26 protein-coding genes and 1 pseudogene are annotated in these 26,846 nt (G+C 31.5%); 8 read left to right on the top strand and 19 right to left on the bottom strand.

Going from position 1 to position 26,846, the window contains the following annotated elements; genetic code table 11:
- Positions 1-33: 33 nt before the first annotated feature.
- From Q361_RS02195 to folP, 3 genes are all read right to left on the bottom strand, one after another.
- Complete coding sequence (locus tag Q361_RS02195; protein WP_103725071.1) at positions 34-2,010, bottom strand: alpha-ketoacid dehydrogenase subunit alpha/beta; 1,977 nt, start codon at positions 2,008-2,010, stop codon at positions 34-36.
- Positions 2,011-2,147: 137 nt separating this feature from the next.
- Positions 2,148-2,804: a hypothetical protein gene (locus Q361_RS02200; RefSeq protein WP_103725072.1), complete on the bottom strand. Its 657-nt coding sequence runs from the start codon at positions 2,802-2,804 to the stop codon at positions 2,148-2,150.
- Between the two features lie 3 nt (positions 2,805-2,807).
- A complete protein-coding gene (folP, locus tag Q361_RS02205; RefSeq protein ID WP_103725073.1) occupies positions 2,808-3,632 on the bottom strand; it encodes a dihydropteroate synthase in 825 nt (274 codons plus the stop codon).
- Between the two features lie 83 nt (positions 3,633-3,715).
- On the opposite strand from folP, the gene Q361_RS02210 reads away from it, so the two are divergent.
- The 5 genes from Q361_RS02210 to Q361_RS02230 all read left to right on the top strand — a co-directional run bounded on the left by Q361_RS02210 (position 3,716) and on the right by Q361_RS02230 (position 7,792).
- The gene (locus Q361_RS02210) at positions 3,716-4,258 is read left to right on the top strand and encodes a DUF1599 domain-containing protein (RefSeq protein ID WP_103725074.1); all 543 of its coding nucleotides are present in this window, start codon (positions 3,716-3,718) and stop codon (positions 4,256-4,258) included.
- A 60-nt stretch (positions 4,259-4,318) separates the two neighbouring features.
- Positions 4,319-5,440: a MauE/DoxX family redox-associated membrane protein gene (locus tag Q361_RS02215; RefSeq protein ID WP_103725075.1), complete on the top strand. Its 1,122-nt coding sequence runs from the start codon at positions 4,319-4,321 to the stop codon at positions 5,438-5,440.
- A 10-nt stretch (positions 5,441-5,450) separates the two neighbouring features.
- Positions 5,451-5,954: a TlpA family protein disulfide reductase gene (locus tag Q361_RS02220; RefSeq protein WP_103725076.1), complete on the top strand. Its 504-nt coding sequence runs from the start codon at positions 5,451-5,453 to the stop codon at positions 5,952-5,954.
- Positions 5,954-6,706, top strand: a complete 753-nt coding sequence (tpiA, locus tag Q361_RS02225) for a triose-phosphate isomerase (RefSeq protein WP_103725077.1) — start codon at positions 5,954-5,956, stop codon at positions 6,704-6,706. The genes Q361_RS02220 and tpiA overlap by 1 nt, the downstream gene beginning before the upstream one ends.
- Positions 6,707-6,820: 114 nt before the next feature.
- A complete protein-coding gene (locus Q361_RS02230) occupies positions 6,821-7,792 on the top strand; it encodes a YitT family protein (protein WP_103725078.1) in 972 nt (323 codons plus the stop codon).
- Here the strand turns inward: Q361_RS02230 and Q361_RS02235 are convergent.
- From Q361_RS02235 to Q361_RS02245, 3 genes are all read right to left on the bottom strand, one after another.
- The gene (locus Q361_RS02235) at positions 7,789-8,913 is read right to left on the bottom strand and encodes a cysteine desulfurase family protein (protein ID WP_103725079.1); all 1,125 of its coding nucleotides are present in this window, start codon (positions 8,911-8,913) and stop codon (positions 7,789-7,791) included. The genes Q361_RS02230 and Q361_RS02235 overlap by 4 nt on opposite strands.
- A 64-nt stretch (positions 8,914-8,977) precedes the next feature.
- Complete coding sequence (locus Q361_RS02240) at positions 8,978-9,541, bottom strand: Smr/MutS family protein (protein WP_103725153.1); 564 nt, start codon at positions 9,539-9,541, stop codon at positions 8,978-8,980.
- Positions 9,522-9,704: a hypothetical protein gene (locus tag Q361_RS02245; RefSeq protein ID WP_103725080.1), complete on the bottom strand. Its 183-nt coding sequence runs from the start codon at positions 9,702-9,704 to the stop codon at positions 9,522-9,524. Before Q361_RS02245 ends, Q361_RS02240 begins: the two co-directional genes overlap by 20 nt.
- 80 nt (positions 9,705-9,784) lie before the next feature.
- On the opposite strand from Q361_RS02245, the gene Q361_RS02250 reads away from it, so the two are divergent.
- Entirely contained in the window at positions 9,785-10,078 is a 294-nt protein-coding gene (locus tag Q361_RS02250; RefSeq protein ID WP_103725081.1) for a DUF2752 domain-containing protein, read from the top strand.
- A gap of 12 nt (positions 10,079-10,090) precedes the next feature.
- On the top strand, positions 10,091-10,450 hold the full coding sequence (locus Q361_RS02255; RefSeq protein WP_103725082.1) for a CCC motif membrane protein: 360 nt from the start codon (positions 10,091-10,093) through the stop codon (positions 10,448-10,450).
- A 50-nt stretch (positions 10,451-10,500) separates the two neighbouring features.
- On the opposite strand, the gene Q361_RS02260 is transcribed toward Q361_RS02255, so the two are convergent.
- The 4 genes and pseudogenes from Q361_RS02260 to Q361_RS02275 all read right to left on the bottom strand — a co-directional run bounded on the left by Q361_RS02260 (position 10,501) and on the right by Q361_RS02275 (position 13,308).
- A complete protein-coding gene (locus Q361_RS02260) occupies positions 10,501-10,953 on the bottom strand; it encodes a DUF5362 family protein (protein WP_103725083.1) in 453 nt (150 codons plus the stop codon).
- Between the two features lie 28 nt (positions 10,954-10,981).
- Positions 10,982-12,223, bottom strand: a complete 1,242-nt coding sequence (rocD, locus tag Q361_RS02265; RefSeq protein ID WP_103725084.1) for an ornithine--oxo-acid transaminase — start codon at positions 12,221-12,223, stop codon at positions 10,982-10,984.
- A 130-nt stretch (positions 12,224-12,353) separates the two neighbouring features.
- Positions 12,354-12,707 (bottom strand): annotated as a pseudogene (locus Q361_RS02270) (DUF1003 domain-containing protein); the annotation flags it as partial.
- Between the two features lie 34 nt (positions 12,708-12,741).
- Positions 12,742-13,308, bottom strand: coding sequence for a DUF1697 domain-containing protein (locus tag Q361_RS02275; protein ID WP_394335846.1), 567 nt, complete (start codon positions 13,306-13,308; stop codon positions 12,742-12,744).
- A gap of 88 nt (positions 13,309-13,396) precedes the next feature.
- On the opposite strand from Q361_RS02275, the gene rlmD reads away from it, so the two are divergent.
- Positions 13,397-14,812, top strand: coding sequence for a 23S rRNA (uracil(1939)-C(5))-methyltransferase RlmD (gene rlmD / locus Q361_RS02280; RefSeq protein WP_103725086.1), 1,416 nt, complete (start codon positions 13,397-13,399; stop codon positions 14,810-14,812).
- Positions 14,813-14,818: 6 nt separating this feature from the next.
- Here the strand turns inward: rlmD and Q361_RS02285 are convergent, their stop codons facing one another.
- The 9 genes from Q361_RS02285 to Q361_RS02325 form a co-directional block, all read right to left on the bottom strand.
- A complete protein-coding gene (locus tag Q361_RS02285) occupies positions 14,819-15,574 on the bottom strand; it encodes a LytR/AlgR family response regulator transcription factor (protein WP_103725087.1) in 756 nt (251 codons plus the stop codon).
- Positions 15,575-15,642: 68 nt separating this feature from the next.
- Positions 15,643-16,305, bottom strand: coding sequence for a DUF2306 domain-containing protein (locus Q361_RS02290; RefSeq protein WP_103725088.1), 663 nt, complete (start codon positions 16,303-16,305; stop codon positions 15,643-15,645).
- The gene (locus Q361_RS02295; protein WP_103725089.1) at positions 16,296-16,658 is read right to left on the bottom strand and encodes a 2TM domain-containing protein; all 363 of its coding nucleotides are present in this window, start codon (positions 16,656-16,658) and stop codon (positions 16,296-16,298) included. Before Q361_RS02295 ends, Q361_RS02290 begins: the two co-directional genes overlap by 10 nt.
- Before the next feature lie 16 nt (positions 16,659-16,674).
- The gene (locus Q361_RS02300) at positions 16,675-16,980 is read right to left on the bottom strand and encodes a 2TM domain-containing protein (RefSeq protein WP_103725090.1); all 306 of its coding nucleotides are present in this window, start codon (positions 16,978-16,980) and stop codon (positions 16,675-16,677) included.
- A 2-nt stretch (positions 16,981-16,982) separates the two neighbouring features.
- A complete protein-coding gene (locus Q361_RS02305) occupies positions 16,983-18,320 on the bottom strand; it encodes a 2TM domain-containing protein (protein WP_103725091.1) in 1,338 nt (445 codons plus the stop codon).
- 22 nt (positions 18,321-18,342) lie between these two features.
- A complete protein-coding gene (locus Q361_RS02310) occupies positions 18,343-18,969 on the bottom strand; it encodes a hypothetical protein (RefSeq protein WP_103725092.1) in 627 nt (208 codons plus the stop codon).
- A 114-nt stretch (positions 18,970-19,083) separates the two neighbouring features.
- Positions 19,084-21,237 carry a TonB-dependent receptor gene (locus Q361_RS02315; protein ID WP_103725093.1) on the bottom strand — a complete coding sequence of 718 codons (2,154 nt, stop codon included), beginning with the start codon at positions 21,235-21,237 and terminating at the stop codon, positions 19,084-19,086.
- Between the two features lie 441 nt (positions 21,238-21,678).
- Positions 21,679-23,085 carry an FAD-binding oxidoreductase gene (locus Q361_RS02320; protein WP_103725155.1) on the bottom strand — a complete coding sequence of 469 codons (1,407 nt, stop codon included), beginning with the start codon at positions 23,083-23,085 and terminating at the stop codon, positions 21,679-21,681.
- Positions 23,086-23,095: 10 nt separating this feature from the next.
- Positions 23,096-26,842: a transglutaminase domain-containing protein gene (locus tag Q361_RS02325; protein WP_103725094.1), complete on the bottom strand. Its 3,747-nt coding sequence runs from the start codon at positions 26,840-26,842 to the stop codon at positions 23,096-23,098.
- Positions 26,843-26,846: the final 4 nt, after the last annotated feature.

A 26,846-nucleotide genomic window follows, 5' to 3' on the forward strand; every position in this document is an offset into this window, starting at 1 on the left:
ACGCAAATGTAGTGAATTATTAAAAATTATACTTTAAAATTTTACGATTTCCAACAATTCTGTTTCAAAACGATTTTTTGGTAAGTATTGGTCTTCCAATGCTTTTACAAAAGGTATTGGTGTTTCGATACTAGCTACTCTTTTGATAGGCGCATCTAAGTAAGTAAAACATTCTTGTGCAACTGTAGCCGAAATATCACTAGCAATACCACCAAACATAGTATCTTCTTGTAAAATAATAAGTTTACCTGTTTTTTGTACCGATTGAAAAATAGTTTGATAATCTAAAGGTTGTAATGTTCTTAAATCAATCAAATCGGCTTGTATTAACGGATGTTTTTCTAAAACTTCCAATGCCCAATGCACAGCTGCTCCAAAAGTTACAATACTTACTTGATTACCACAACGCATTACATGAGCTTTACCAAATGGTATTGTATAATAATCTACAGGAACATCTTGATATATACTTCTATACAATTGCTTGTGTTCAAAAAACACAACTGGGTTTGGGTCTTCTATAGCTGTATTTAATAAGCCTTTGGCATCTGCAGGAAATGCTGGGTACACTATTTTTAAACCTGGTGTTTTTGCAAACCATGCTTCATTGGTTTGAGAATGAAAAGGCCCTGCTTGTGTACCAGCTCCACAAGGCATTCTAACCACTACATCTGACTTTTCATTCCAGCGGTAATGTTGTTTGGCTAATAAGTTTACAATTGGGTTAAATCCTGTAGAAACAAAATCGGCAAACTGCATTTCTACAATAGCTTTATAGCCATTTATAGACAAACCATTGGCTGCCGAAACCACCGCACTTTCGCAAATAGGTGTATTGCGAACACGATCTTTACCAAATTTTTCTACAAAACCATCTGTTATTTTAAATGCACCGCCATATTCGGCAATATCTTGCCCCATGATGACTAAATTGTCAAACTTTTCCATAGATTGAGATAAAGCTTGCGATATGGCATCTACAAATCGGATATTTTCTTTGGTATCGCTTGGCTTAATTTCATGAAAATCAAATGGTTTGTAAACATCATTAAGTTCTTCTTCCAAATCTGCTACGCATTCTGGTTCTGACTGTGTTATAGCCCAATTTTCGTCTATTTCTTTTTTGATAGATTGTACAAATTCGTTATCCAATTCTTCAAAAAGCACTCCAATGCTTAACAAATAATCTCTAAAATTCTTTACTGGATCTTTTTCTGCCCAAACATCCATCAACTCTTGAGGTACATATTTTGTTCCACTCGCTTCTTCATGACCTCGCATTCTAAAAGTTTTAAATTCGAGCAAAATTGGTCTCGAATTTTCTGCCAAAGACTGCTTCAACTCTGTAATTTTATGAAAAACTTCCAAAATGTTATTTCCATCTAACACATAACTTTCCATACCGTATCCTACACCTTTGTCTGCTAAATTTTCACAACGGTATTGTTCGTTGGTTGGCGTAGAAAGTCCGTATCCATTATTTTCTACAACAAATAACACGGGTAATTCCCATACTGAAGCAATGTTTAATGCCTCGTGAAAATCACCTTCCGATGTAGCTCCTTCTCCGGTAAATACGGCAGTGATTTTTCTGTTTTTTTTAAGTTTATTGGCTAAGGCTATTCCGTCTGCAACGCCCAATTGTGGACCTAAGTGAGAAATCATTCCAATAATATGGTATTCTTGTGTGCCAAAGTGGAAACTTCTATCACGACCTTTGGTAAAACCTGTTTTTTTGCCTTGCCATTGCGAAAAAAGTTTGTGCAAAGGTATATCTCGTGTAGTAAATACGCCCAAATTTCTGTGCATAGGCAACACGTATTCGTCTTTTTCTAAAGCTGCGGTAACTCCTACTGCAATTGCTTCTTGACCAATGCCAGAAAACCACTTGGATACTTTACCTTGTCGAAGTAAAATGAGCATTTTTTCTTCGATAAGTCGCGGAGTTAATAATCTTTTATATAATTCTAATAACTGAACGTTTGATAAATCTTTTCTATCGAAATTCATGATTTGTGTTTTGAATAATGCAAAAATATAAAATTTAGACTCCTTATTTTGCTAAACTTTATACAATTAATAATATAAAAGACTTTTATTTTAAAAAATAATAATTACAGCTCAACTATTTTATTCTACCACAAAACCTAGTAAATATATTCTACCACAGTTTTATTAGGATCTACAAACCATTTTTGCATATTCAAATAAAGCCAAACTTTATATTGAATATATTGGTTAAAAGATAAATTTTTATCGAAACAAAAACTTAGTTCAGGAGTAACATCATCTAAATTTTGATGAATTGTATTTTGAATATTTGAGAATTCTATGTTTTGAGCAATAGTATCTTGTTGGTGTACAATAGTTACCTTATTGTTTTTTGTAAAATATAGAGTCATTCCTTTTTTGGGAGCACTCATTTGGTAAGTACTATTTGTAAAGGGTAAAAAAGCAAGTTCTTTTTTTTGACTATTGCTATAAGAATAATAATTTTGAGAAGTTGCCTCTTTGTGCAAACTGCTGTCTTTTTTAGCTTGGAGTTTTATTATTTCGGGTATTGCTTTTTGCAACGAAATTCGTTTATCTACGTTGAAAATCCAACTGGTAGAACTTATGGTGTTTTTTCTGTTTACTTCGGGTAAAGAGTCTTTAGATTGTTCATTAAAAAATAAATATACCGGCGAATGGTTTTCAACGGTAGTAAGTACCGAGATTTCTGCTTGTGGTAATAAAAGTTTACGCTCGTTATTACATGCTGTAACGAACAATGCTATTGCAACGAGTAAAAAATATTTTTTCATTGATTAAGATTTTAATGAGTTTATGAGTTTAATGCTCTGTACGGCTTCTTTAACATCGTGAACCCTAAGTATTGAAGCTCCTTTTTGTATCGCAATAGTATGCAAAACTGTTGTTCCGTTTAATGCTTCTTGCGGGGTTATATTTAGTGTTTTATAAATCATAGATTTTCTTGATACACCCACTAAAAGTGGTAACTCTAACCACGAAAAATGTTCGAGTTGATTTAATATTTCAAAATTTTGAGGGATTGTTTTGGCAAAACCAAAACCTACATCAAGTATAATATCATTAATACCCACACTTCTAGCCACAGCAACACGTTCGGAGAAATAATACATCATTTCTTTAATAATATCTTGATAATCTGTATGCTGTGTCATGGTTTGTGGAGTTCCTTTCATGTGCATCATAATATACGGAACTTGGTATTTTGCCGCTACAAAAAGCATGTTGTTATCCAATAACCCTGCTGAAATATCATTAATTATTGATGCTCCATGCAATATAGCTTGTTCTGCAACATGACTCCTAAACGTATCTACAGAAATAATCAGTTCTGGAAAATGCTTTGTGAGAAGTTTTACAGCACGAATTACTCGTTCTAATTCTTCTTCTTCAGATACAAAATTAGCGTTAGGTCTTGTAGAATAGCCACCAACATCAATAAAATCGGCGCCATCATGTAGCATATTTTGGGCTTTAGCAACAATATCACTATCTTTAATATCTTGATTTCCATCAAAAAAAGAATCTGGGGTTACATTGAGTATTCCCATAACTTTTGGTTGCGATAAATCGATAAGTTGTCCTTTACAGTTTATTGTCATTTGTAATTAGAATAAAAGGATATTTTTGTTCCTAAACGATAAAATAAGTACTTTTGAAAAAATTTGTACAAAGATAACCATTCATGAACAATACTTCGCAAGAATACGATAAAGTAATTGCAGTTTGCAGAGATTTATTTACTAAAAAAATGAGCGATTACGGCAGTGCTTGGCGCATACTTAGGCTACCTTCGCTTACCGACCAAATTTTTATAAAAGCCCAACGCATAAGAAGCTTACAAGAAAATGAAACTCGAAAAATTGATGAAGATGAGGCATCTGAATTTGTTGGGATAATAAACTACTGCATTATGGCTCTCATTCAACTAGAACTTGGTGTTGTAGACCAACCCGATTTGGATACCGATAAAGCAACATTACTTTACAATAAAAAAATTGCTTGGACAAAAGCTTTAATGGAAGCCAAAAATCATGATTATGGTGAGGCTTGGCGCGATATGCGTATAAGTAGTCTTACCGATATTATTTTGCAAAAATTACTACGAGTTAAACAAATTGAAGATAATAAAGGAAAAACATTAGTGTCTGAAGGTATAGATGCCAATTATCAAGACATGATTAATTATGCTGTTTTTGCATTAATTTTAATGAATTTCGCACAATAACATATCATTAACAGGCTATTCTCATTTCAACATTTAACTTTGTAATAAAACAAAAACGATATGCAAGAATCTACAAAAAATAAATTAGCTTGGGCGTTGAGGATTATTGTTTCCTTATTATTTATTGTTTCAGCTTTAGCCAAATTATCAAAAAGCGAATGGCTCGATTCACCGTATTTTGCTATTTCTACGTTTGAAGTAAAACAATTATATCCATTAGGATTTTCTTCTGACATTGCTCCCTATTTCTCTAGATTTTTAATTGGTATTGAATTAGCGTTAGGTTTATTATTATTGCAAAAAAACTTTATCAAACGTTTTGTAATTCCTATTACTATACTCATGCTTGTAGTGTTTATAGGTCATTTAACTTATGTATCTGTAGTAAACGGAGGAACTTCTGGAAACTGTGGTTGCTTTGGCGAATTAATCCCGATGACGCCTATAGAATCTATCATAAAAAATATCATTGCAGTAATAATGTTAGCAATAGCTTTCAAATTAATGCCAAAAGAAACAGAAAAACATAACTTTTGGATATTAACGACTGTAACTCTAGCTAGTATTTTATCATTATTTATGATAGCTCCAATACAAAAGGGCATCGAAGAAACTTCTACTACACAATCTGAAATTACAGAAACAAACTTAGATACTGTTGCCGTACAAAGCGATAGTATACTTACACAAACAAAACCCGAAGAAAAAATGAAAGATACAGCCTCAAAAATAAAAGAGGTTAAAATAGAAGTTGATAAAACAGCTCCTACACCAAAAAAATCAGGATATGCCAAATTTTTCTCTAAAATAGATAACGGAAAACAAGTACTATGCTATTTCGTACCGGGTTGTGACCATTGTAGAGATGCTGCAAAACAAATTACAAGTTTGAAAAGTGTAGATCCAAACTTTCCTAAAGTTTCTATTTTATTTATGAATGAAGAAATTGAGAAAATTCCTGATTTCTTTAAAGAAGCTGGAGCTAGTTATCCCTACAAAATAATTGAAATTATCCCTTTTTATAAACTTTTGGGCGATAATAAAAATACACCTGGTGTAAAATATTTATGGAATGGTAATGAAATAAAATATTGGTGGGATCCAGAAGGAAGCAATAAATTTCAACCGAATGAACTAAAAAATATACTTACAAAACCCAAAGAAGAACTCAATATTAAATAAAAATATTACAATGAAAAATATAGCATTATCAATACTTATATTGTTTTCTCTATCATCTTGTTTAGGACAAGATGACAAAGCTTTTTCTAAAAAATCTTTACAAGAAAAGCTCACAACTACAGATAACAACACCATTTCTTTTAAAGAAATGCTAAAAAAACATAAAGGCAAAAAAATAGTTATAGAGGTTTGGGCGTCTTGGTGTGGCGATTGTGTAGGTGCTATGCCTAAAGTAAAAACACTTCAAGCAAATAATCCAGATGCTGTATTTGTATTTATATCGATGGATAAAACCTTTGACAAATGGAAAGCTGGCATAGAAAAACATGAGTTGGTTGGTGAGCATTATTGGGTAAACGATGAAAAAGGCATGAAAGGCTCTTTTGGAAAAAACATCGATTTAGATTGGATACCTCGCTATATTGTAGTTGATAAATCAGGAAAAGTAGTTCTTTACAGAGCTATTGAAACCGAATTTGATAAAATAGACAAAACATTAAAATCTTTAAACTAATGAGACAAAAAATTGTTGCTGGTAATTGGAAAATGAATAAAAATGCCGAAGAAACTCAAACACTTCTTCAAGATTTGGTTTCAAAATTACCGCAAACCGAAGCTCAAATTATAGTGGCTCCCACGTTTGTAAACTTGGCAAGCGCTGTAAACCAACTCAAAAACACGTCTGTAATAGTTGCAGCTCAAAATATGCACCAAGCAGAAAATGGAGCTTATACTGGAGAAATTTCTGCAAATATGCTTGAATCTATAGGTGTTAATACTGTAATACTAGGGCATTCTGAAAGAAGAAGTTATTTTGGAGAAACAGATTCTATATTGGCGTATAAAGTAGATACTGCTCTAAAACACAACATGAAAATTATTTTTTGCTTTGGAGAAGAACTAAAAGACCGACAAGATAAACAACATTTTAATGTTGTTGAAAATCAACTTCGCGATGGCTTGTTTCATATTGCTAATGAAGCTTGGAATAATATTATTTTGGCCTACGAACCTGTTTGGGCTATTGGCACAGGAGAAACAGCCACACCAGAGCAAGCTCAAGAAATGCACGAATTTATTCGAGAAACTGTAAGGCATACTTTTGGTAGTAGTATTGCCGAAAATGTATCGATTTTGTATGGCGGTAGTGTAAAACCAGATAATGCTAAAGAAATTTTTGGAAAACCTGATGTAGATGGAGGTTTAATAGGTGGTGCTGCTCTAAAAGCCGATGACTTTGTAGCAATAATAAACGGAATAATATAACAATCTAAACACTATAAACAATGCCTCTTGACGATTCAAGAGGCATTGTTATTTAACATAATTTAACTATTAAAAAAAATCTTTTTTGTAAATTGTACAACTAATAGTAAACTTATGAGGCATCTTTTTAGAAAAATATTATCTCTTACAATACTTAACAAAAAAGATAAAAATAAGTTTAATACTTTTTCAGATTCGCAATTTAAAATTGCAGCAAGAGAATTTTGGATTCTAGCCAAACGCTCTCTTAAAGACATTATTTTAATTACGATAGGTATACTTTCAGCCACATTTGGATTTAAAGGTTTTTTGCTTACCAATCATTTTATAGATGGAGGTGCAACAGGTATTTCGCTTTTAGTTTCTGTTATTACAAAAATACCACTGCATTATCTTATAATCGTGATAAATATTCCGTTTATTGTTTTGGCATATATTATATTGGGTAAAAAGTTCGCTATCAAAACTATTTTAGCCATTGCTGGGCTAGCCATAAGTTTGGCTACTTTATCATTCCCAAATATTACAAACGATAATTTACTTGTTGCTGTTTTTGGTGGATTTTTCTTGGGTTCGGGCATTGGTTTTGCAATACGCGGAGGAGCCGTACTAGATGGTACCGAAGTATTAGCTATATTTTTAAGTAAAAAATTAGGTTTAACTATTGGCGACATTATCATTGTAGTAAATATAATTATCTTTTCGGTTGCCGCTTATTTTTTAGGTATAGAAATTGCTCTTTATTCTATGATTACCTACTTATCGGCATCAAAATCGATTGACTTTTTAGTAGAAGGTTTAGACGAATACATTGGAGTAACTATTATATCTGAAAATCATAAAGCATTAAAAAACATGATTGTACATATTATGGGTAGAGGTGTTACAGTGTATAGCGGTAAACAAGGTTTTGGTAAAACTGGAATAACCAAAGAAAAAGACATTTTGTTTACAGTAGTAACTCGCCTCGAACTCAACAAACTAAATACCGAAATAGAAAAAATAGATCCGCATGCATTTGTTGTGATGAACAGCATTAAAGATACCAAAGGCGGTATGATTAAGAAAAGAGCTATTCCTCACTAAATGACTTGAAGAGCTTCAATAAACAAATCTATTTCTTCTTTGGTATTATAGTGGCTAAAAGAAATTCTTAAACTCGGTTTTTTTAAATCATTTTCAGAGAGAAAAGCTTCCAAAACATGCGAAGGCTTTATACTACCACTCTGGCAAGCACTTCCTCTAGAAACGGCTATGCCTTTTATATCTAAATTAAAAAGAATAAAAGCTGTTTTTTCTTCAGAAAAAGGGAGCAAAACATTAAGTATATTGTAAAATGTATCTGATCCATTTACTTTAACTTCTGGAAAATTAGTTTTTAATTTCTCCAAAGCATATTCTTTCAACATGGTAATATAACTTCTCTCGTGCTCCAAATGAATATAAGCCAACTCTAAAGCCTTTGCCATTCCCGCAATTTGATGTGTAGCTTCTGTACCTGCTCGCAGCCCTTTTTCTTGTTCTCCTCCAAAAATAAAAGGTTGCAATACAATATTCTTTTTAATATAAGCAAATCCTACGCCTTTGGGCCCGTGAAATTTATGAGCGCTAGCTACAATAAAATCTACAGGAATACTTTGCAAATCAAACGAAACTTTTCCTATTGATTGTACAGTATCGCAATGAAACAACACTTTACTATTAGCGCACCAAGTACCTACTTGTTCTATATTTAGTATAACTCCTGTTTCGTTGTTTACATGCATTAACGAAACTAGAGTTTTAACCGAGCTTGTCTCTATTTCTTTTTCTAATACCATATAATCCAATGTCCCATTGGGTAATATTGGAATATATACCACTTCTATATTAAACTCTTTTTCTAAAGATTGAATGGTATACAATGTAGCATGATGTTCTATAGAAGAAGTAATAATTTTTGCAACACCCAAATCTTTTACCGCCGAACGCAAAATCCAATTGGTAGCTTCTGTTGCACTCGAAGTAAATAATAATTCTTGTGCTTGGCAAACCAAATATTTTGCTATTGTTTTTCTAGAAGTTTCTATAATCGTTTTTGCACTTCTACCAAAACTGTGTGTAGACGATGGGTTTCCAAAATCATTTTGCAAGGTTTCTATCATGGTATTTACAACCTCATTTCTTAATGGAGTTGTAGCGGCATTGTCTAAGTAAATTTTTGTCATTGCAAAATAAATATATATAGATTTATGTATGATTTTAGATGGTTAAAAAACTATGAGATTTATTTTATTTTAGATTTTGTTTAAAATAAATCATCGTGGCACCCAAACCGTATTTTTGATAACTCGCTTCTTCAAATGAAATTTGATGATACTTTTTTAGCAAAAATTCCAATTCAGTTTTCAATACGCCTTCGCCCACACCATGAATTAAAACAATCTTAGGTATTCTATTTTTTATTGCAAATTCAATATGCCTTTGAGCTGTATCGATTTGAATATTTAGAATATCAAAATTAGATAAACCGTTTTTTGATTTTACTAATTTTTCAATGTGTAAATCAAACTCTGGAATACCTTTTTCTGTAACTTCTAGTTTTTTTAAGATAATTTTTTGGCGTTGTGTAAGTTTTGTTTCTGCATCCTTATTTCTTAAATTAGAATTGTATATAGCATTATTTAAATCATTGGTTTTGTTTATTTTAATAACTTCGTTGAAAAAATATGTCATCAAAAAACCATCTGATGTATTTATAGTAACTTTGTTATGTTCTACCTTGGTAACTACGCCTTCTATGGCATCGTCTAGAACAGCTACTTTATCTCCTATTTCATAAAAAGCTGTTGTCATTTTCATCTTTTTTACTAGGTATTTTTGACATTTTTCGCATTAAACCAAACATAAAAACGGCAATACAAACAACTTGTATAAGTATATTAGGATTGGGTTTTGACTGCTCGTACAAAGCAAAAAAAATAGCCACTAGCATAAATACCCATATTAAATTTTTCATTGATTTTATATTTTTTTCAAAAGTAGGAAAGTTAAGTTGAATATAGATAATTTACAAAATAATTTGTAAAATTGCACTCAATGTATTACCAAATGGAAAAATATATGATTCCGTGTTTATTTAAAAAAACAACAGGAATAGATTGTGTAGGTTGCGGATTTCAAAGAGCGGTATACATGGTTTTTACAGGAGACTTTAAAGATGCTTTCTATATGTTTCCAGCCGTATACACTACCCTATTATTTTTTAGTATTGTACTTTTAAATTTTATAGACACAAAAAGAAATTACCATAAATTAATCGTTGTATCGGCAATCGTTAATGTTTTGATTATGATAATTTCTTACATTTACAAAATGTATAACCTTTATTAAAACCAAATATTTATGGAACAAACTAACTTTAATCAATTTGATCAAAATCAAAAATTACCCAATGCCACAGCTGTATTGGTTTTAGGAATTCTATCTATCATTACTTGTCTTTGTTACGGTATAGTGGGTTTAATTCTTGGCATTATAGCTTTATTTTTATACAAGTCGGATATGAAATTATACCAAGCAAATCCAAGCGCATATAGCAATTATTCAAACTTAAATACAGGTAGAATTTTAGTTATTATTGGTATTGTTTTAAATATTTTAACGCTTATTTGGTTTATGTATGTTATTAACATGATAGGTTGGGAAAATCTTGGCGACATGCAAAAACTTCAAGAACGCGCAAGAGAACTTCAAGGAAGATAAAAAAGGGCTGAATTAATTCAGCCCTTTTTTTGTTTATTTTTCTATCTATGTTAAAACAAAGAGGCCAAACCGCCTACCATAGCTAGTACAAACACTAATGCATAGAATGATAAAATGACAATAACAAGAATACCTACAAACTTATAATGCGACTTTAGGTATTCTAATGAGCTTGTTAATCTTTCTGTATCGTTATCGGCAAAAGCACTTTTAATGTTGGATCCAAATTTAAAAAGATAATATACAGGCATAAAGTATAGCGCTGCCATAATTAAATATACAATAGTAATTAGTCCTGAAGCTACCCCCGACGATCCGCCTAAACCTCCACCTAAAGAAGCTAATGTAGTGCCTAAAAACAGAGCCATTATTACAATAAGTCCGATAAAAACAAAACCTAATATACTTAAAAAATAAGCCCATTTACCTGTTTCTTTCAAAAACATTTTGGATTGTTCGGTAAGTTGAAGTTCAAATGTTTCAAATTGCGATTGATTTTCCATAAAATAATTGTTTTGGTTATAGTTAATATTAATTTTCAAATTCTTTTAACGTGCTTGTAATAATTCTTACACAATCGATTAATTCTTCTTCATTCATTACCAATGGTGGTGCAAACCTAATGATATTACCATGAGTAGGTTTTGCCAATAAACCATTTTCTGCAAGTTTTAAACAAATATTCCAAGCTGTTTCGCTTTCTTCGGTGTCGTTTATAACTATTGCGTTGAGTAATCCTTTGCCTCTTACTGTAGTTACAATAGAGGAAGTTTTTATATACTTATTAAGTTCATTTCTAAAAATAATACCCAATTTTTCTGCATTTTCGGCAAGTTTTTCTTCTTCTACAACCTCTAGTGCTGCCATTGCTACAGCACAAGCCATAGGGTTTCCACCAAAAGTAGAGCCGTGCTGACCTGGTTTAATTAAATTCATAATTTCGGATTTTGCCAATACTGCCGAAACTGGATATACTCCACCAGAAATAGCTTTTCCTAAAATTAAAATATCAGGTTGTACATTTTCGTGATGCACAGCCAAAAGTTTACCTGTACGGGCTACTCCTGTTTGTACCTCATCGGCGATAAAAAGTACATTGTATTGTTCACACAAGGCTTTTGCTTTTGCTAAAAAACCTTCGGTTGGTACATAAACACCTGCTTCGCCTTGTATGGGTTCGACCAAGAAACCAGAAATGTTAGAATTATTTTTTAAAACTTCTTCTAATGCCTCGATATCATCATACGGGATTTTTATAAATCCGTTGGTAAATGGCCCAAAACTTTTGCGTGCATTTTCATCATTAGAAAATGAAATTATTGTTGTGGTTCTTCCATGAAAATTATTTTCGCATACGACAATTTGAGCCGCGTTTTCTGGAATATTTTTATATTCGTAGGCCCATTTTCTACATAATTTAATGGCGGTTTCTACAGCCTCTGCTCCAGTATTCATTGGCAATAGTTTATCCATGCCAAAATAAGAAGTAGCATATTGCAAATAAACGCCCAATTTATCGTTGTAAAATGCTCTTGAAGCGAGCGTAAGTGTTTGTGCTTGTTCTACAAGAGCTTTTACTATTTTTGGATGACAATGCCCTTGGTTTACAGCCGAATATGCCGATAAAAAATCGTAGTACTTTTTTCCATCTGTATCCCATACATATACTCCTTCGCCTTTATGCAAAACTACAGGAAGCGGGTGGTAATTGTGTGCTCCAAACTTATCTTCGAGTGTAATAGCTTCTTGTGTGTGTACGTTTTCTAGTACCATAAAATAATCTTTAAAAAATAATTAGGTAAAAATTCCTTCTTTTGGAGAGAAATCATCCATAAAAACAAAAATATAAAAACAATATCAAACTATATCTGTATTTCAACCATTTATTTTACAGATCATGCAGTTTGTGGTAAGCCATAAGTTTATCTAATTTTTTATGTAACAATCTAATTTCATTCTCTGCTTGTAAGTTAATTTCAAAATCTCTTTTAGCACGTTCTCTATCTTTTTCTTCTTGTCTATTTTGGCTCATCATAATTATTGGTGCTTGAAGCGCTGCTATACAAGATAAAATTAGATTAAGAAGTATAAACGGATAAGGATCAAATCCTTTATTTGCTAAAAAATAAACATTTGAACCTATCCAAATACTTATAAAAGCGAGAAATGAAATAATAAATGTCCAACTCCCACCAAAGTCGGCTACTTTATCGGCTAGTTTTTGTCCGAATGTACGGTTGTCTGTTTCTTCATCCAAAAGGAATTTATCTTTTTTCATATTTAGTTTTTTTTTAATACATCTCTAGTAATTTATGTATTGTATTCCAGTTTCGCATAGTAGCAATTACGTTTAGTTTTTTCTCAATATATTTTTGATCTAATCGCGTTTTTCCTGATCCAACATGGTACTTTATAAAAATTTTATTGCCTTTTACAACGGCTTCATCGGGTTTAAATTGGCTTATTTTGAGATCGTTTATAGCTGTAGAAGGCAATTCTTTTGAAATAAAAGCTACATACAATTTCTTGGTATCTACATCTTTTTCTTTACAAAACGGATTGTTCTGCAAACAATCTTCCAAATCAGTTTTGTTGATAACAACCACGGGGACTTCCAAACCTAATTGTTTAAAAATTTCTTGTTTAATGGTAAACCCTACAGAAGCAGCGCTTTCTTCTTCACTTTCAACAAATACATTCCCACTTTGTATGTAGGTAACCACATTGTTAAAACCAACTTGTTCTAGAAGCAGTTTTAAGGCTTCCATTTTAATCATATTGTGTCCAGAGACGTTAATTCCTCTAAGTAATGCAAGGTGTTTCATGTTGTAAATATAACTAAAAGTTGCACTACTCATTACAAGATTTATATGTTTAAAGATGTATTTGTGCCAATTTATTTAAAATTTAAAATAATAATTTGACAAAGAAGTTTATTTTTGCCCCATGAGAAAAAAGAAAAACGATAGTATTATTTTTGAAAATATTGAGGTACTTGATGCAGGTGCCAAAGGAGTTTCGGTAGCCAAAGCTCCCGACGGAAAAGTTATATTTATACCCAATGTAGTTCCGGGTGATTGTATTGATGTAAAAACTTTTAGAAAACGAAAAGCGTATTACGAAGGTAAAGCTATCAAGTTTCATTCTTATTCTCCACATCGAGTAACGCCTGTATGCGAACATTTTGGTGCTTGTGGTGGCTGTAAATGGCAAAATATGAATTACAACCAACAGCTATTTTACAAAAACCAAGAAGTATACAACAATTTAAAGCGTATAGGTAAAATAGACCTACCCGATTTTGAACCAATTTTAGGCTCTGAACAACAGTTTTTTTACAGAAACAAAATGGAATTTGGTTTTTCTGATACTCGATGGCTTACAGAAAAAGAAATACAATCTGATGCAGAGCTAAGCAAAGAAAATGCTCTTGGATTTCACATTCCAAAAATGTGGGATAAAATTTTGGATATTCACAAATGTTGGCTTCAAGAAGATCCATCAAATGATATAAGAAATTCTATAAAAGATTTTGCCAATGCACACAAAATGTCATTCTTCAATGCAAGAAATCACGAAGGACTATTGCGTACGTTAATGATTCGTACAGCATCTACGGGAGAAATTATGGTGCTTGTTCAGTTTTTTGAAGATGACAAAACAAATCGCGAATTGTTGCTTGACTTTGTTTACGAAAAATTTCCGCAAATAACCTCTCTACAATATGTTATTAATAGCAAAGCCAACGATACGCTTTACGACCAAGATATTATTTTATACAAAGGAAGAAATTATATTTTGGAAGAAATGGAAGGGCTTAAATTTAGCATAAATGCAAAGTCATTCTACCAAACCAACTCGGCTCAGGCTTATGAGTTGTACAAAATTACTCGAGATTTTGCAGGTTTAACAGGTAATGAATTGGTATACGATTTATATACAGGCACTGGAACTATTGCTCAATTTGTTTCGAAAAAAGCAAAAAAAGTTATTGGTGTAGAAGCCGTACCAGAAGCCATTGCAGATGCCAAAGAAAACGCATTGAGAAACAATATAAGTAACTGCGATTTTTTTGTAGGCGATATGAAAAATGTTTTTAATGAAGATTTTATTGCTCAAAATGGTGTACCCGATGTTATTATAACCGACCCTCCTCGCGATGGTATGCACAAAGATGTTGTTGATCAAATTTTGAAAATTGCACCAAAAAAAGTCGTGTATGTAAGTTGTAATAGCGCTACACAAGCTCGCGATTTAGCTTTGATGGATGCCAAATACAAGGTTACCTGTGTACGCCCTGTAGATATGTTTCCGCAAACTCATCACGTAGAAAATGTAGTACTCTTGGAGTTACGAGATTAAACTATTTTAATTAAGCCAATCTTTAAAGTCATTTACACGCTCACGAGCTACAATAACCTCATCGTTTTTGTACGTGGGCAGTATTACTTTTAGCCTAGAGTTACTGTGCATTTGTATTTCTTTTATCGCTTTTAGCGGAATAATAAACTTTCTAGAAATTCTAAAAAAGTCTTTAGGGTTTAGTTCTGTTTCTACTTGTTCCAAAGTGGTATCTAGCAAATAATCTCTATTGTCTACGGTATGTATATACGTGCCTTTGTTTTCGCTGTAAATACATTCTATATCTTCTATGGCAATCATTTTTAATTGCTGTCCCATTTTTATGGTAAACCTTTTTTTGTAGTTTCTATCAATAGGGTTTGTCAGCATTTTTTTAATAGCATCAAAATCTAAAGATGCTATTGTGTGTTTTTGAAATTGATTTTTAAATTTTACAATCGCTGCCTCTAGTTCTTCTTCATCTATAGGTTTTAGTAAATAATCGATACTATTAAGTTTAAAAGCACGTAAGGCATACTCATCATAAGCTGTAGTAAAAATAACGGCACTAGTAATTTGAATACTCTCAAAAATTTCAAAAGACAAACCGTCAGATAATTGAATATCAAGAAAAATCAAATCGGGGTGTGGGTTATTTTGAAACCAAAAAATTGCTTCTTCTACCGAATGTAACATTTGGGTTATGCTTAATCCTAATTTTTCTACTTTTCGTTGTAAAAGTCTTGCTGCAGGCTTTTCGTCTTCTATAATTATAATATTCATTTCTTTACTATTGTTTTATAAACTTAACACTTTTAGTATTGAATTTATATTTTTAAAAATCTTTAATATTATGAGGTTACTTTATATTTTCGTACCAAAAAAAATATAAGTGGCACAAAAACTACCGTTGGTAATAGCCACGCAATTACTCCGGGTAAAATGGTATTGTTTACAACCAAAAATGCAGTAAATGCTGCTATAAAAGAGCCTATCATACGCTGAATATGCACCAATAACCAAAAGTTTTTTACTGTGTTTTTTGCTTTATAATTTCTAAAATCTTGAATAGCCATAGAGCTGCTAATAAACCCGAAAACAAGCAAAACGATTCCAAAGTTCTTGTTGGAAAGCAACAATAAAACTCCATAAATTATAAATGCTATGGCAAAAAACAACATCGTAACACTCAATACCCAATCTATAGTTTTTGGTTTTTGATTGGTAGATATATTTTTCAAAGACAAATATCTTTGCCCTGTTGATGCCAAATAGATTGAAAAAATTCCTATAATAAATAAAAACAAATTAAAGTGAATTATAGACATGAATAGCCCAGCAATGCCATTAATAATCATACCATATAGAAATAAACGACCTATTTTTTTATGAGGCTTATCTCCTTTTTTTCTCACTATATTTAAAATTCCGGTAACTAAACCTGTCGTTCCTGCCAATATATGTATGAACAACAATATCTTGAATGTAAAGTTTAAAGTAGGTGTTACTGCCATTTTTGTTGGTTTTGTTTTTCTTTATCGATAAGTTCTTTTATTTTTTGTTCTTCCCAATTCTGTCCTAAAATGATGTTTGGTAAAAATACAGACAATCCATGAGCTACAAGAATAACACCCCAAACTAAAAATGTAGAAAAATATTTAAATTGAAATAGTGTTTCATGAACCTGCAATTGTTGAGCTTTTGATATAAAGTTAGCCACATTTATCACTATAAACACTATAACGTGTATGTAAAACCCTTTTATTTTTTTTACTCTATTTATTGCTGTATAATACTTTAATTCTTCTTCGTTGGTAGGAATAAAATTTTTCCAATCTTTTTTATTCAATTTTCTATTATCATTCATTTTTTAAGGTTTTGGTTTATTCAAACTTATTTGCGTTATTTTTTTCTTCTTCCATAAACTGCTTTATTTTACGTTCTTCCCAATCTTTACTAAAAAAGGGGAAAAAATTGTAAGCCTTTGCAGCATGAAAAAACAAACCTATACTCCAACCCATTAATGGCCAAACAATCCAAAGAAATTTTGGAGAATATTTTAAATTAAGGTAAAGCATAAAAACCATGCCTAAAACAAATGAAAAAAGATGAATGTAAAATCCTTTTATTTCTTCTACTTGTTTTTTTGCTTTTCTATATCTTTCAAATTCGGTTTCAAAATTTTCCATAATCAATCCCATTTAGTTGTTGTATCTTGTTGTTTACCCATTAATTCTTGTATCTTTTTCTCTTCCCACGATTTTCCAAAACCAAAGGTTTCAATAGCATGAAAAACTACTCCAAAACCCCAACCCAACATAGGATACCAAAACCATTGATAATTGGAAGTATTTAAGTTAATGATAATTAAAACAGGTATTACCGTACAATATGATATTAAATTTCCGTAAAAACCTTTTAATTTTTCTACTCTATCTTTTGCTTTAAAATAGGTAGCATCTGCATTAGAATATATAGGAGTTTCCATAAAATGAATTTGTTTTGTTAATATTGGAATTTTTACCTTAAAAATATCTTGTGTATTTTCTACCAAAACATTTCTAGCCGAGAGCAGGGCATATCTATTTACAATATTTTGCAAACCTACTCCTTGCCTATCTTTTAAAACTTCCCTTTTTTGAAGGTTATTTTCTACAACCAAAAACCCATCTTGTATATATATTTTAATATGCAATGGTTTTTGCTCACTTATGGTATTGTGTTTAATACAGTTTTCGAGCAATAATTGTAAAGAAAGTGGTACTACTTTTGCTTCGGGTACTTCTGTGCTTTCTGGCAATTGAAAAGTAATGCTGTTTTCAAACCTCATTTTTAAAAGATTCATATACGTTTTGGCAAAAGCAAGTTCTTCTTCTACCGATACGAGTTCTTTATCTTTTTGTTCCAAAACATAACGGTATATTTTTGATAATGATGTAGTAAACCGTTGTGCATTGTCGGGGTTTTCTTCTATTAATGAGCTTAATACATTTAAACTATTAAAAAGAAAATGAGGATCTATTTGATTTTTTAAACTCTCAAACTTTGCATTGGCAGTGCCCGCAATAAGTTTTTGTTCTTTAATACGCTCTTCGCTAATAGCTTTATAAAAATAAAACAAATAAACTGTTAGTAATACAATAATAGTAATTGTAATGGCAAATAGATAATTTTTTGGACTTTCATTTGCTAAAAACTTCTCAAAAGTAGATCCTTCCATAACTACGTCTTCAAAAACACGCAATAAAAATATGATGAGAAGCGAGGCTATTAAAGAGCTAACAAATCCTATAATAATTCTTTTGGAAGTGTACTTATTATGTTTAAAAAACCTATCTAAATAAATGTATATTAACGTATTTGTAGTATATAGCGATATCCCATATAACATACAATAAAAAAATGAATACAGTAAACTTTGATTAAATTCTATTTTACCCTCAAATATGTATCGCAATAACAGTATTACTCCAAAAATAATTAAAGATAATTTTATAGCTTTAACCAATTCTTTCCAAACTGTATTCATTTCTTTAATTTTTAAATTTTAATTATTTACCTCCACATGTTTTTAAGGTAGCCTCTGCTCTATCTTTACCCCAATTTGGATAAAAAGCCGATTCGGGTTTAAAACTATCAAACAATTCAATAGATTTTCTTACTTGCTCGCACATAGGTGTTGTGTCTTGCTTCCAAAATTTTGCACCACCAATTTCATATTCTGCTTTGCAAAATACAACTCTAGGATTATTGGGCGCTATAATCAATGCTTTCTCGTAAATAGCTTGCGCTTTTGCACCATACTTCATACCATTTGTCATAGGGTCATAAACAATCCAAGCGGTATATATCATGGCTTGAAGCACCATTAATTCTGGATTTTTTTCGTCTTTTGCTGTTTCTATATCTACAACTTGTTGAGCCTTAGTAAGCAAAGCGGTTATTTTTTCTTTGTCTTTGGTTTGAAAAGCATCTGTAGTGGCTATTAACCCTATATAGTAATTGGGTAACCAACTACCTTTTTCTGCCAAGGCTATACGCTCTAAAAGTGCTGTAGCTTCGGCCGACTTGCCTTCTCCCCACATTTTTAAGGCATTGCCCATACCCTGCTCAAATTGTGTTTGCGCTACTAATAATGATGTAATAAAAAATGCTACTACTGTGATAATTGTTTTCATACTATTGTGTTTTTATGTTTTGTTTTATTTTGATGATGTAAAATTACTTTTGATTGATTTGATGTGAAACTCTTTGTAACTGAATTGTAGATTTTGTATGATGAACTGTAAGTATTATAAATTTTTCAATTGATTGTCTTTTTTATCTTGACTAATCGTCCAGAAAAAGCCTACAAAGAAGAACCTATCGGCTGTTGGTGTTATTGCTTTTCTATCGTAAATTCCGTTTGTATTGGGTGTATTAGCATATTCATAACCGTATACATTTTGCGTTCCTAATACATTGGTAACCGAAAAATAAAGTATTTTTTGTTGCGAAATAAGGTATGCCCAATTAAAACTTAAATTGTTGTAAACTTTGGTTTTACCGTTCATAAAAACACTCTCGTTTGGGTTGTTGTAAGGGCGACCAGAGGTAAATGTATGCGAAAATCCTACTTGCGAACGCAAATCGTTTATCCAGTATTTAGTTACTAACGATAGTGTGTGTGCTGCTGCAAAACTAGGTGTTACTTTGTTTGCATAATTTTTATAATCTCTTTGCGCATCTAAATAAGAATACGACAACCAATATTCTAAATTTTTAATGCTTTTGCCATCTCTCCAAAACAAATCAAACCCTTTTGCATCGCCATTACCCAAATTGGTGTAAGTAGAATTGTATTCTGCCAATCTTGTATTGTATTTTATTAAATTATCGTACTTTTTAAAATAAAACTCTGTTTTAAGTGTTCTACTTCCTTTGTTGTATTGGTAGCTAAAAATATAATGTGCTGCCTTTTCGTTTTGCAATTGGTTTGTAAATTTTAAATAAGCTTGGTTTGGTGCTTGTTCAAACAAACCATAAGCCAATGAAAACTGACTCGTTTTGTTTACTTTATACCCAAAAGATACTCTAGGCATAATACTACTTTGATGTAAATAATCGTTGTTTGCAAAACGCAAGCCTGTTTTTAAAAGCATTTTTTTAGTAAGCATAATATCTGTTTCTGCAAAGGCTGCTACAATGTTTGCTTTATATCCGTATTGAAAATCTGTGGTTTGAAAAACATTGTAATTTTCGTCGAAATTAGTATTGAAATAATCGGCTCCAAAAGTGAGTTTTAGTTGTTTGGAAAACGATTTTCGTAATCGCGTTTTTAAGTGATAAGCGTGCTCTGTATTGTGCAAACGATCTACATGTAAACCTATTTTATTTTCGCCCAAACCAAAACTTAATCCAGAGAACAATTGCCAACGGTTACCTAAGTTGTATTTGTAAGAAGTATTTAAATAGAAATTTTGGTTGTTCATATCTACTTCTGTATTTTTAGGATTGTTGATACTCTCTTGTACCAAGTTGAATTTTGAAACATCAAAGGCGGCATAGAGTTTAAACAAACCTTCTTCCGATTTGTGTCTAAAAACTGTTTCTCCAGATAGGGTTTGGTAAGGTTTGTTCCAAGTAACATTTTGAGGTATTAAGGCTTGATAAGGCTGTAAGTTTAAATAAGCTGCGTTTACCGAAAGTGAATTTTTTTTCCAAACTTGTGTATTGGCTAAACCTAAACCCACTGTCATTAACGAAATATCGGTTTTTTCTACCGACTCTTCATCATTCGTATTCAGTAATAATACACTCGATAAGGCTTCTCCATATTCTGCAGAATATCCGCCTGTAGAAAAAGAAATTCCGCTAAAAAGAAATGGAGAAAATCTACCACGTGTAGGCACATTTTGCGATGAGGCTCCATAAGGCTGTGCTACTCGTAAACCATCTACATAGGTTTGTGCCTCGTCTGCTTCTCCACCACGAACAAAAAGTCTACCACTTTCGCCTACGGTACTTGTGCCTGGTAGCGTTTGCAACGCTGCTATTATATCGCCATTTGAGCCTGCTGTTGTAACAATATCTAGTGGTTTTAACACCGTTACTTTTGCTTTTTCTCCTGCTTCAAAAGTACCTGCTGTAATCACTACTTCGTTGAGTGTATTGGCACTTTCTTTTAGTATGTAGGTGCGTGGTTTATAACTTTCAATAACAATATTTTGTTTTATGGTTTCATACGACAAAAAAGTAATTTGTAGTACTTGATTGCCTTTGGCTTGAGTTTCAAACAAAAAATCTCCTTTTTCATTTGATGAACCTCCATCGTAAGTGCCTTCTACAAAAATGTTGGCTCCTTGTATTGGATTCCCTTTGGTATCGGTAACTTTTCCAGAAATTTTGGTTTGAGCAAAACCCAAAACAGTGCCTAAGCATAGAAATAAAGTGTAAAATATTTTCATAGTTTGTTATTTTGATACCACAAAGTTGATACAATATAGTAATTATAAAAATACAATGTAACCGAATTGTATTATTTTAAAGATGAATTGTAATTTTAATGCTATGGTGAAAATTATGTGCTGTATATAAAAACGTATTTGTTTTTAATACTTTAGCCTAAATAACATCAAAAGGTTTACTCATTAATAGTGAATAAACCTTTTTTTGATTATGCTTTCGCACTTATTTGTACAGTATAAAATTTGAGAAGTTGTACTACTTATTTTTTTACAGATTTTAAGAATAGTAATGATAATCTGTTGGAATTTATTATTTATAAGATAAAATTTTAAAAACTAAAAAGGTATTTAAAAACTGATAAAGACTTAAATATCTATAAATGAAAAGGGTAAATTTTAATGAAGTATAAAATTTACCCTTAAATTATTAGAAAATTGACTTTAAATATCTTCGTCTGGAAAAATTTTACCTGGGTTTAAAATATTGTTTGGATCAAAAATACGTTTTATACCTTCCATAAGTTCCAAATGGGTTTTACTAAAAGCAATATCCATGTAATTTTTTTGTACCCAACCAATTCCGTGCTCGCCAGATAAGGTTCCTTTTAATGAAACTGTAAGCTCAAAAATTTCTCGTATGCCTTTGGGTACTTCTTTTTGCCATTGCTCTTCGGAAAGGTTTGCTTTAATAATATTTACATGCAAATTTCCATCGCCTGCATGCCCATAACACACCGATTTAAACCCATATTTTTCTCCTATTTGCTTAATACCTTTTAGCAATTTGGGCAACTCATATCTTGGTACTACTGTATCTTCTTCTTTGTATACAGAGTTTGCTTTTACGGCTTCGGCTACGCCTCTGCGCATCTTCCAGAGTGCATTTTTTTGATCTTCGGTATCTGCAAAAAGAACCTCGTCTATTTCAAATTGTTCTACCACCGAAACAATTTTTTCGGCTTCTTGCATTAATATACCTAGATAATTACCATCTACTTCTATTAATAAATGTGCTTGATGGTTTGGTTTTACGGCTACACTTATACCTTCTACATACCGTAATGACCAATCTATAGCATCGCGCTCCATAAACTCTAAAGCACTTGGTGTAATACCTGCTTTAAAAATTTCAGAAACTGCCTCGCAAGCTTGTTCAGCTTTATAAAAAGGTACTAACATGAGTATATTATGGTTTACTTTTGGAAGCAACTTGAGTACAATTTTGGTAACAATACCTAGTGTTCCTTCGCTACCAACCATAAGTTGGGTAAGATTGTAACCTGTAGCGTTTTTTAATGTATTTGCTCCTGTCCAGATAATTTCGCCATTGGGCAATACAACTTCTAAGTTTAAAACATAGTCTTTTGTAACCCCATATTTTACAGCGCGTGCTCCGCCTGAGTTTTCAGCGATATTTCCGCCAATAAAACAACTCCCTAAACTACTTGGGTCTACTGGGTAAAAAAGTCCTTTATCTGCAACAGCTTCTCTTAGTATTTGGGTAATTACGGCAGGCTCTGTAATTACCTGCACGTTTTTTTCATCTATATCGATTATTTTATTTAATCGCTCGGTAGAGAGTGCTATGCCTCCATATACAGAAAGCGCCCCGCCACTTAAACCGGTTTTGCCTCCTATGGGTGTAGTAGGTATTTTAAATTCGTTGGCAAGTTTAATAATTTCGGCTATTTCAAAAGTATTGGCAGGTTTTACCACTATATGAGGTGGAAAAGTTAAATCTTCTGTTTCATCATGACCATAATTATTTAAGGTTTCTTGGTCTGTAAAAACATAGTTTTCTCCTACTATCTTTTTTATTTCGCTTAAAATGTGTGCCAAATTATTCATACTATACTTTTTATTTAAATCCAACTATTTGCTCTTCGGCAGCAATAACTTCTTCTACATATTTTTTAAACAAAGGATAATCTGAAGGTTTTATGTTTTCCCAAGATAGTAGTGCATTTCTTGTTACCTTGAGTGTATTTGGAGCTGTAAGTTCGTATGAAATACTATAGGAATGACCTTTAAAACTTAAGGTTTTGTTTTGTGGTATCTCTATAATTTTCATCTCTTTGGGTACATTTACAAATACTGTATTGTGGTATTCGTTTGTGTTTTCATAATTCATGTAACGGATATCATATTTTCTAGTATCTTGTGATATAATATCTCGTGTATATACATTTTGAATAAAATTTACTGGCATTATTTTTAAACTTCCAACTGTTTGTAAACGCTCTTGTATAGAAAACTGGGTTTCAAACTGCATACTTGGTTCAAACATTTCGTTTGATAGTTGTTTGGCATATTTGTAGGTAACAACTTTTTTTAGAATTTGATTAAAATCTTCTTCAATTCTTTTCTTTCTAATTTCTTCTGTAGTAGAAGGTAAAAAGAATTCATTATAATACGATTTTCCTGCACCCTGTTGAGTTATTTTGTTTGTAAACGTTTTCGAATTTTCATCAACATTTATTACTGTTTCTGAAGTAGTTATATTTTTTATAGCATTGGTAAACGGTATTTTAACAATCGTGCTTTTTTCGTTTTCTGTTTTATCAAAAGAAATAACTAGAGCGTTGGCTTGATATAAAGACATGGGTAAAGCTTTAAAAGGCAAATATTTATCGGTAAGTTCTAGAAAATATTCTTTATTATCGATCCAAACCTTTACAATACAATGGTTAAAGTCTTTGTTTGGTAATGCCATAGCGGCATCGCCATTATCGTTGGTAAGCACTAAAACCAAATTTGCTTTAAGGTTTGCCATTTGTGCTAAAGAAACAAACAAGGTTGATACATCTTTACAATCACCTAACTTGGTGGTAATGGTTTTTGAAGGTTTTTGAGGCACATAACCACTCTGACGAAAATCTTGAGAGCTGTAGTTGATGTTTTTTTCTATATAAGTGTAAATCTTTTTGGCTCGCTCTTCTTCTGAAAGATTACTAAACCCATTAGGGAAAATTTCGGTAAAGGTATTTTTGGTTATTTTATCTGTTTTTAAATTCTTTTTTACTAGGTCTGCGTACCAATTGGAGATTTCTTTCCAACTTTGTATAGTACCTACTTGCAAAGTGTTTGTAATATCGCCATAAATAGGTGCATAAGGTTCTTGTAAAGCTAAAGCTGGAACGTTTGTTTTTTTCCAAACCATACAGTTTTTACCATTTATTTTTTTTGTACTAAAAGGCATTTGACCATTATTGTAATAGGTATTAAATTTAACATCTTGCGGGTAGATTATGGTAAAACTTACTTCTACTTCTGGGTAAATAGAATTAAAATAACACGATACATCAAAATCTTTGTAAAATCTGCCATACGAGTTTTCAAAACGATCATACTGAATAAACAAAACATCTCCAACTTTTAAATCTGTAAATACCAATGTACCTCCTCCATCATCTGCAGGAACCACACTACCGTCTTGTTTAATAACTTCAGATTTGATAATATTATCATAATTGGATATTGAATATTCTTTCATTTCTTCTATCCCTTTCTCTGAAGTGATTTCGTAGACATAGGTTACTTTGGATTTTCTACCTCCTTCTGGCAATACATTTACAATATATTCATCGAGTAAATAAGTAACGCCAAAGTCTCCTTTTAAAGTGGTATTTCTTCTCTCTTTAATAAGTTTATAAATATCTTTGGTTTCTACATCTTCAATCTCATCGTGTACTTTGGTAATATCATACAATCGTTCTCTTAAATCGCTGTCGCCAGAATTGTGCGAAAGAGATTCTCTAATATATTTTTCGGCATTTTTAATATCTTTTTTATCAATATAAACTTGAGCTTTTTTCTTTAAATTTTCAAATGAATAAGGATAATATGCTAAATTTTCTTCTATATATTGCAATGCTTCATCGTACTTATTTTCGTTATTCAATACAGTAATGTATCGGTTTCTATAATCGTTTAAATACGGGTACTTATTTATTTGTTGCAACATAAGTTTTTTGGCATCTTCCTTTCTATTGGCATCTTGGTAAGAGCTTATAAGCATTCTTTGCACTTCATAGTCTTCTACAGATGCGTTTATTTCTTCTAGCATTTGCAAATATTTTGTCTTATCATCTTTAAGACTTAAATATAACGAAGCCACAATTTGTTTAAAATTGATGTTATTGTGCGAATTGTCTAGTAGATTTTGCATTAAAGAAAACATTTTTTCTTTATCTAAATTTCTAGAGGCAAGTATAAAATCAAACATATTGGTATAATATATTGCTTTATATTGCTTGCTTTTATCTCTATATTCTTCGAGTTCTTTTAAGGGCGCGTTTCTTAACCAATCGGAATCACTCATTTTATTTAACGTACATAAAACATAGTCTTTATCGTTGGTTTCCATATTTTTAAAAATCTCTTCTACCTTTTGAGAATCATCCATTAATGTATAATATTTATTAAAATATTTCATTATTAGAGAGCTTTTTGGATATTTAATATCTAAACCTTCTAGAGCTTCTTGTGCTAGTTCTTTTTTCTCATTGGCAGCATAAGCCTCGTAAAGTAATATTCTATACAATACATTATCTGGATTTTTGGCTACTAAATCTTTAAAATATTTTTCAAACGGAAGACTTACTTCTTGTGGATTAATTTCTTCTAATGAAGATGTTTGATAAGGCATATAAGTATCGGAATATTGCAACTCAGTAGCAATTGTAGTATCTAAATTTCTGAGTAAAACGGCCAAATAACTTGCTCTTTCATTTTCTACTTTAAACAAAATTCTGTTCGTACCTTTTTTAAGGTTTATGGTAAGAGTATAAGCGTCAATATTATTGGTACCTGTATCGTTGTTGGTATAAATTTCGGTATCATTTACAAAAATTTTTAACCCTTTTGATGTTCCAAAACTTAAATTATAGGTTTTGTTTTCGGGAATGGTTACAAAAGTTTGAGCATACATTATACCCGTACCATATTCTGCTTCATTGTAAAAGAAATGGTAAATTTCATTTTGCTCTTTTTTTGGATTATACCAACCTACTTTACCATTACTATTGGCGTTGAATAACTTATCATTTTTGGCATAATATTCTGGTTCGTATTCTGTTTCTAGTCCGCTACTATTCAGGTTTTCAAACACACCGCAAAATTGCCATTTTTTAATAGCTTGAAACGCATTAAAAACAGTAGTTGCTTCGGCTAGGTTATTTTTCTTTCTTTCTAATATTGCCTTTCTATATTGTACTATATTAAAATTCTTAAATGCTTTGGATTGTGCTAAAAAATTAATTTTTTCAACCATCAAATCATCAAAATACTCACCATTTATATTGCCACAAACAAAATTAGAATTGATAAGCGGGTCAATATAATACTGAGCGTTAGGTAGATTTTCTATGTTTTTCAAAAAAGTAGCATCATACTCTATTCTACCCATTTCTTCGTCTATAAGAGCATCTAAAAAAAGTAATTCTACTTGATTGTATTTAGATTTAGAAAATTGCTTATCAAATAAATTTCGAGCCTCTGTTCTTTTATTTTCCAGTAATAATTGAAGAACTTGAGAATAATTTTGTTGTTGTGCACTCACTGTAACAACAAACAAACAAACCAATACAAATACTATTTTTTTCATCTAC

The organism is Flavobacterium croceum DSM 17960 (genome assembly GCF_002917885.1).
Lineage (GTDB): Bacteria > Bacteroidota > Bacteroidia > Flavobacteriales > Flavobacteriaceae > Flavobacterium > Flavobacterium croceum.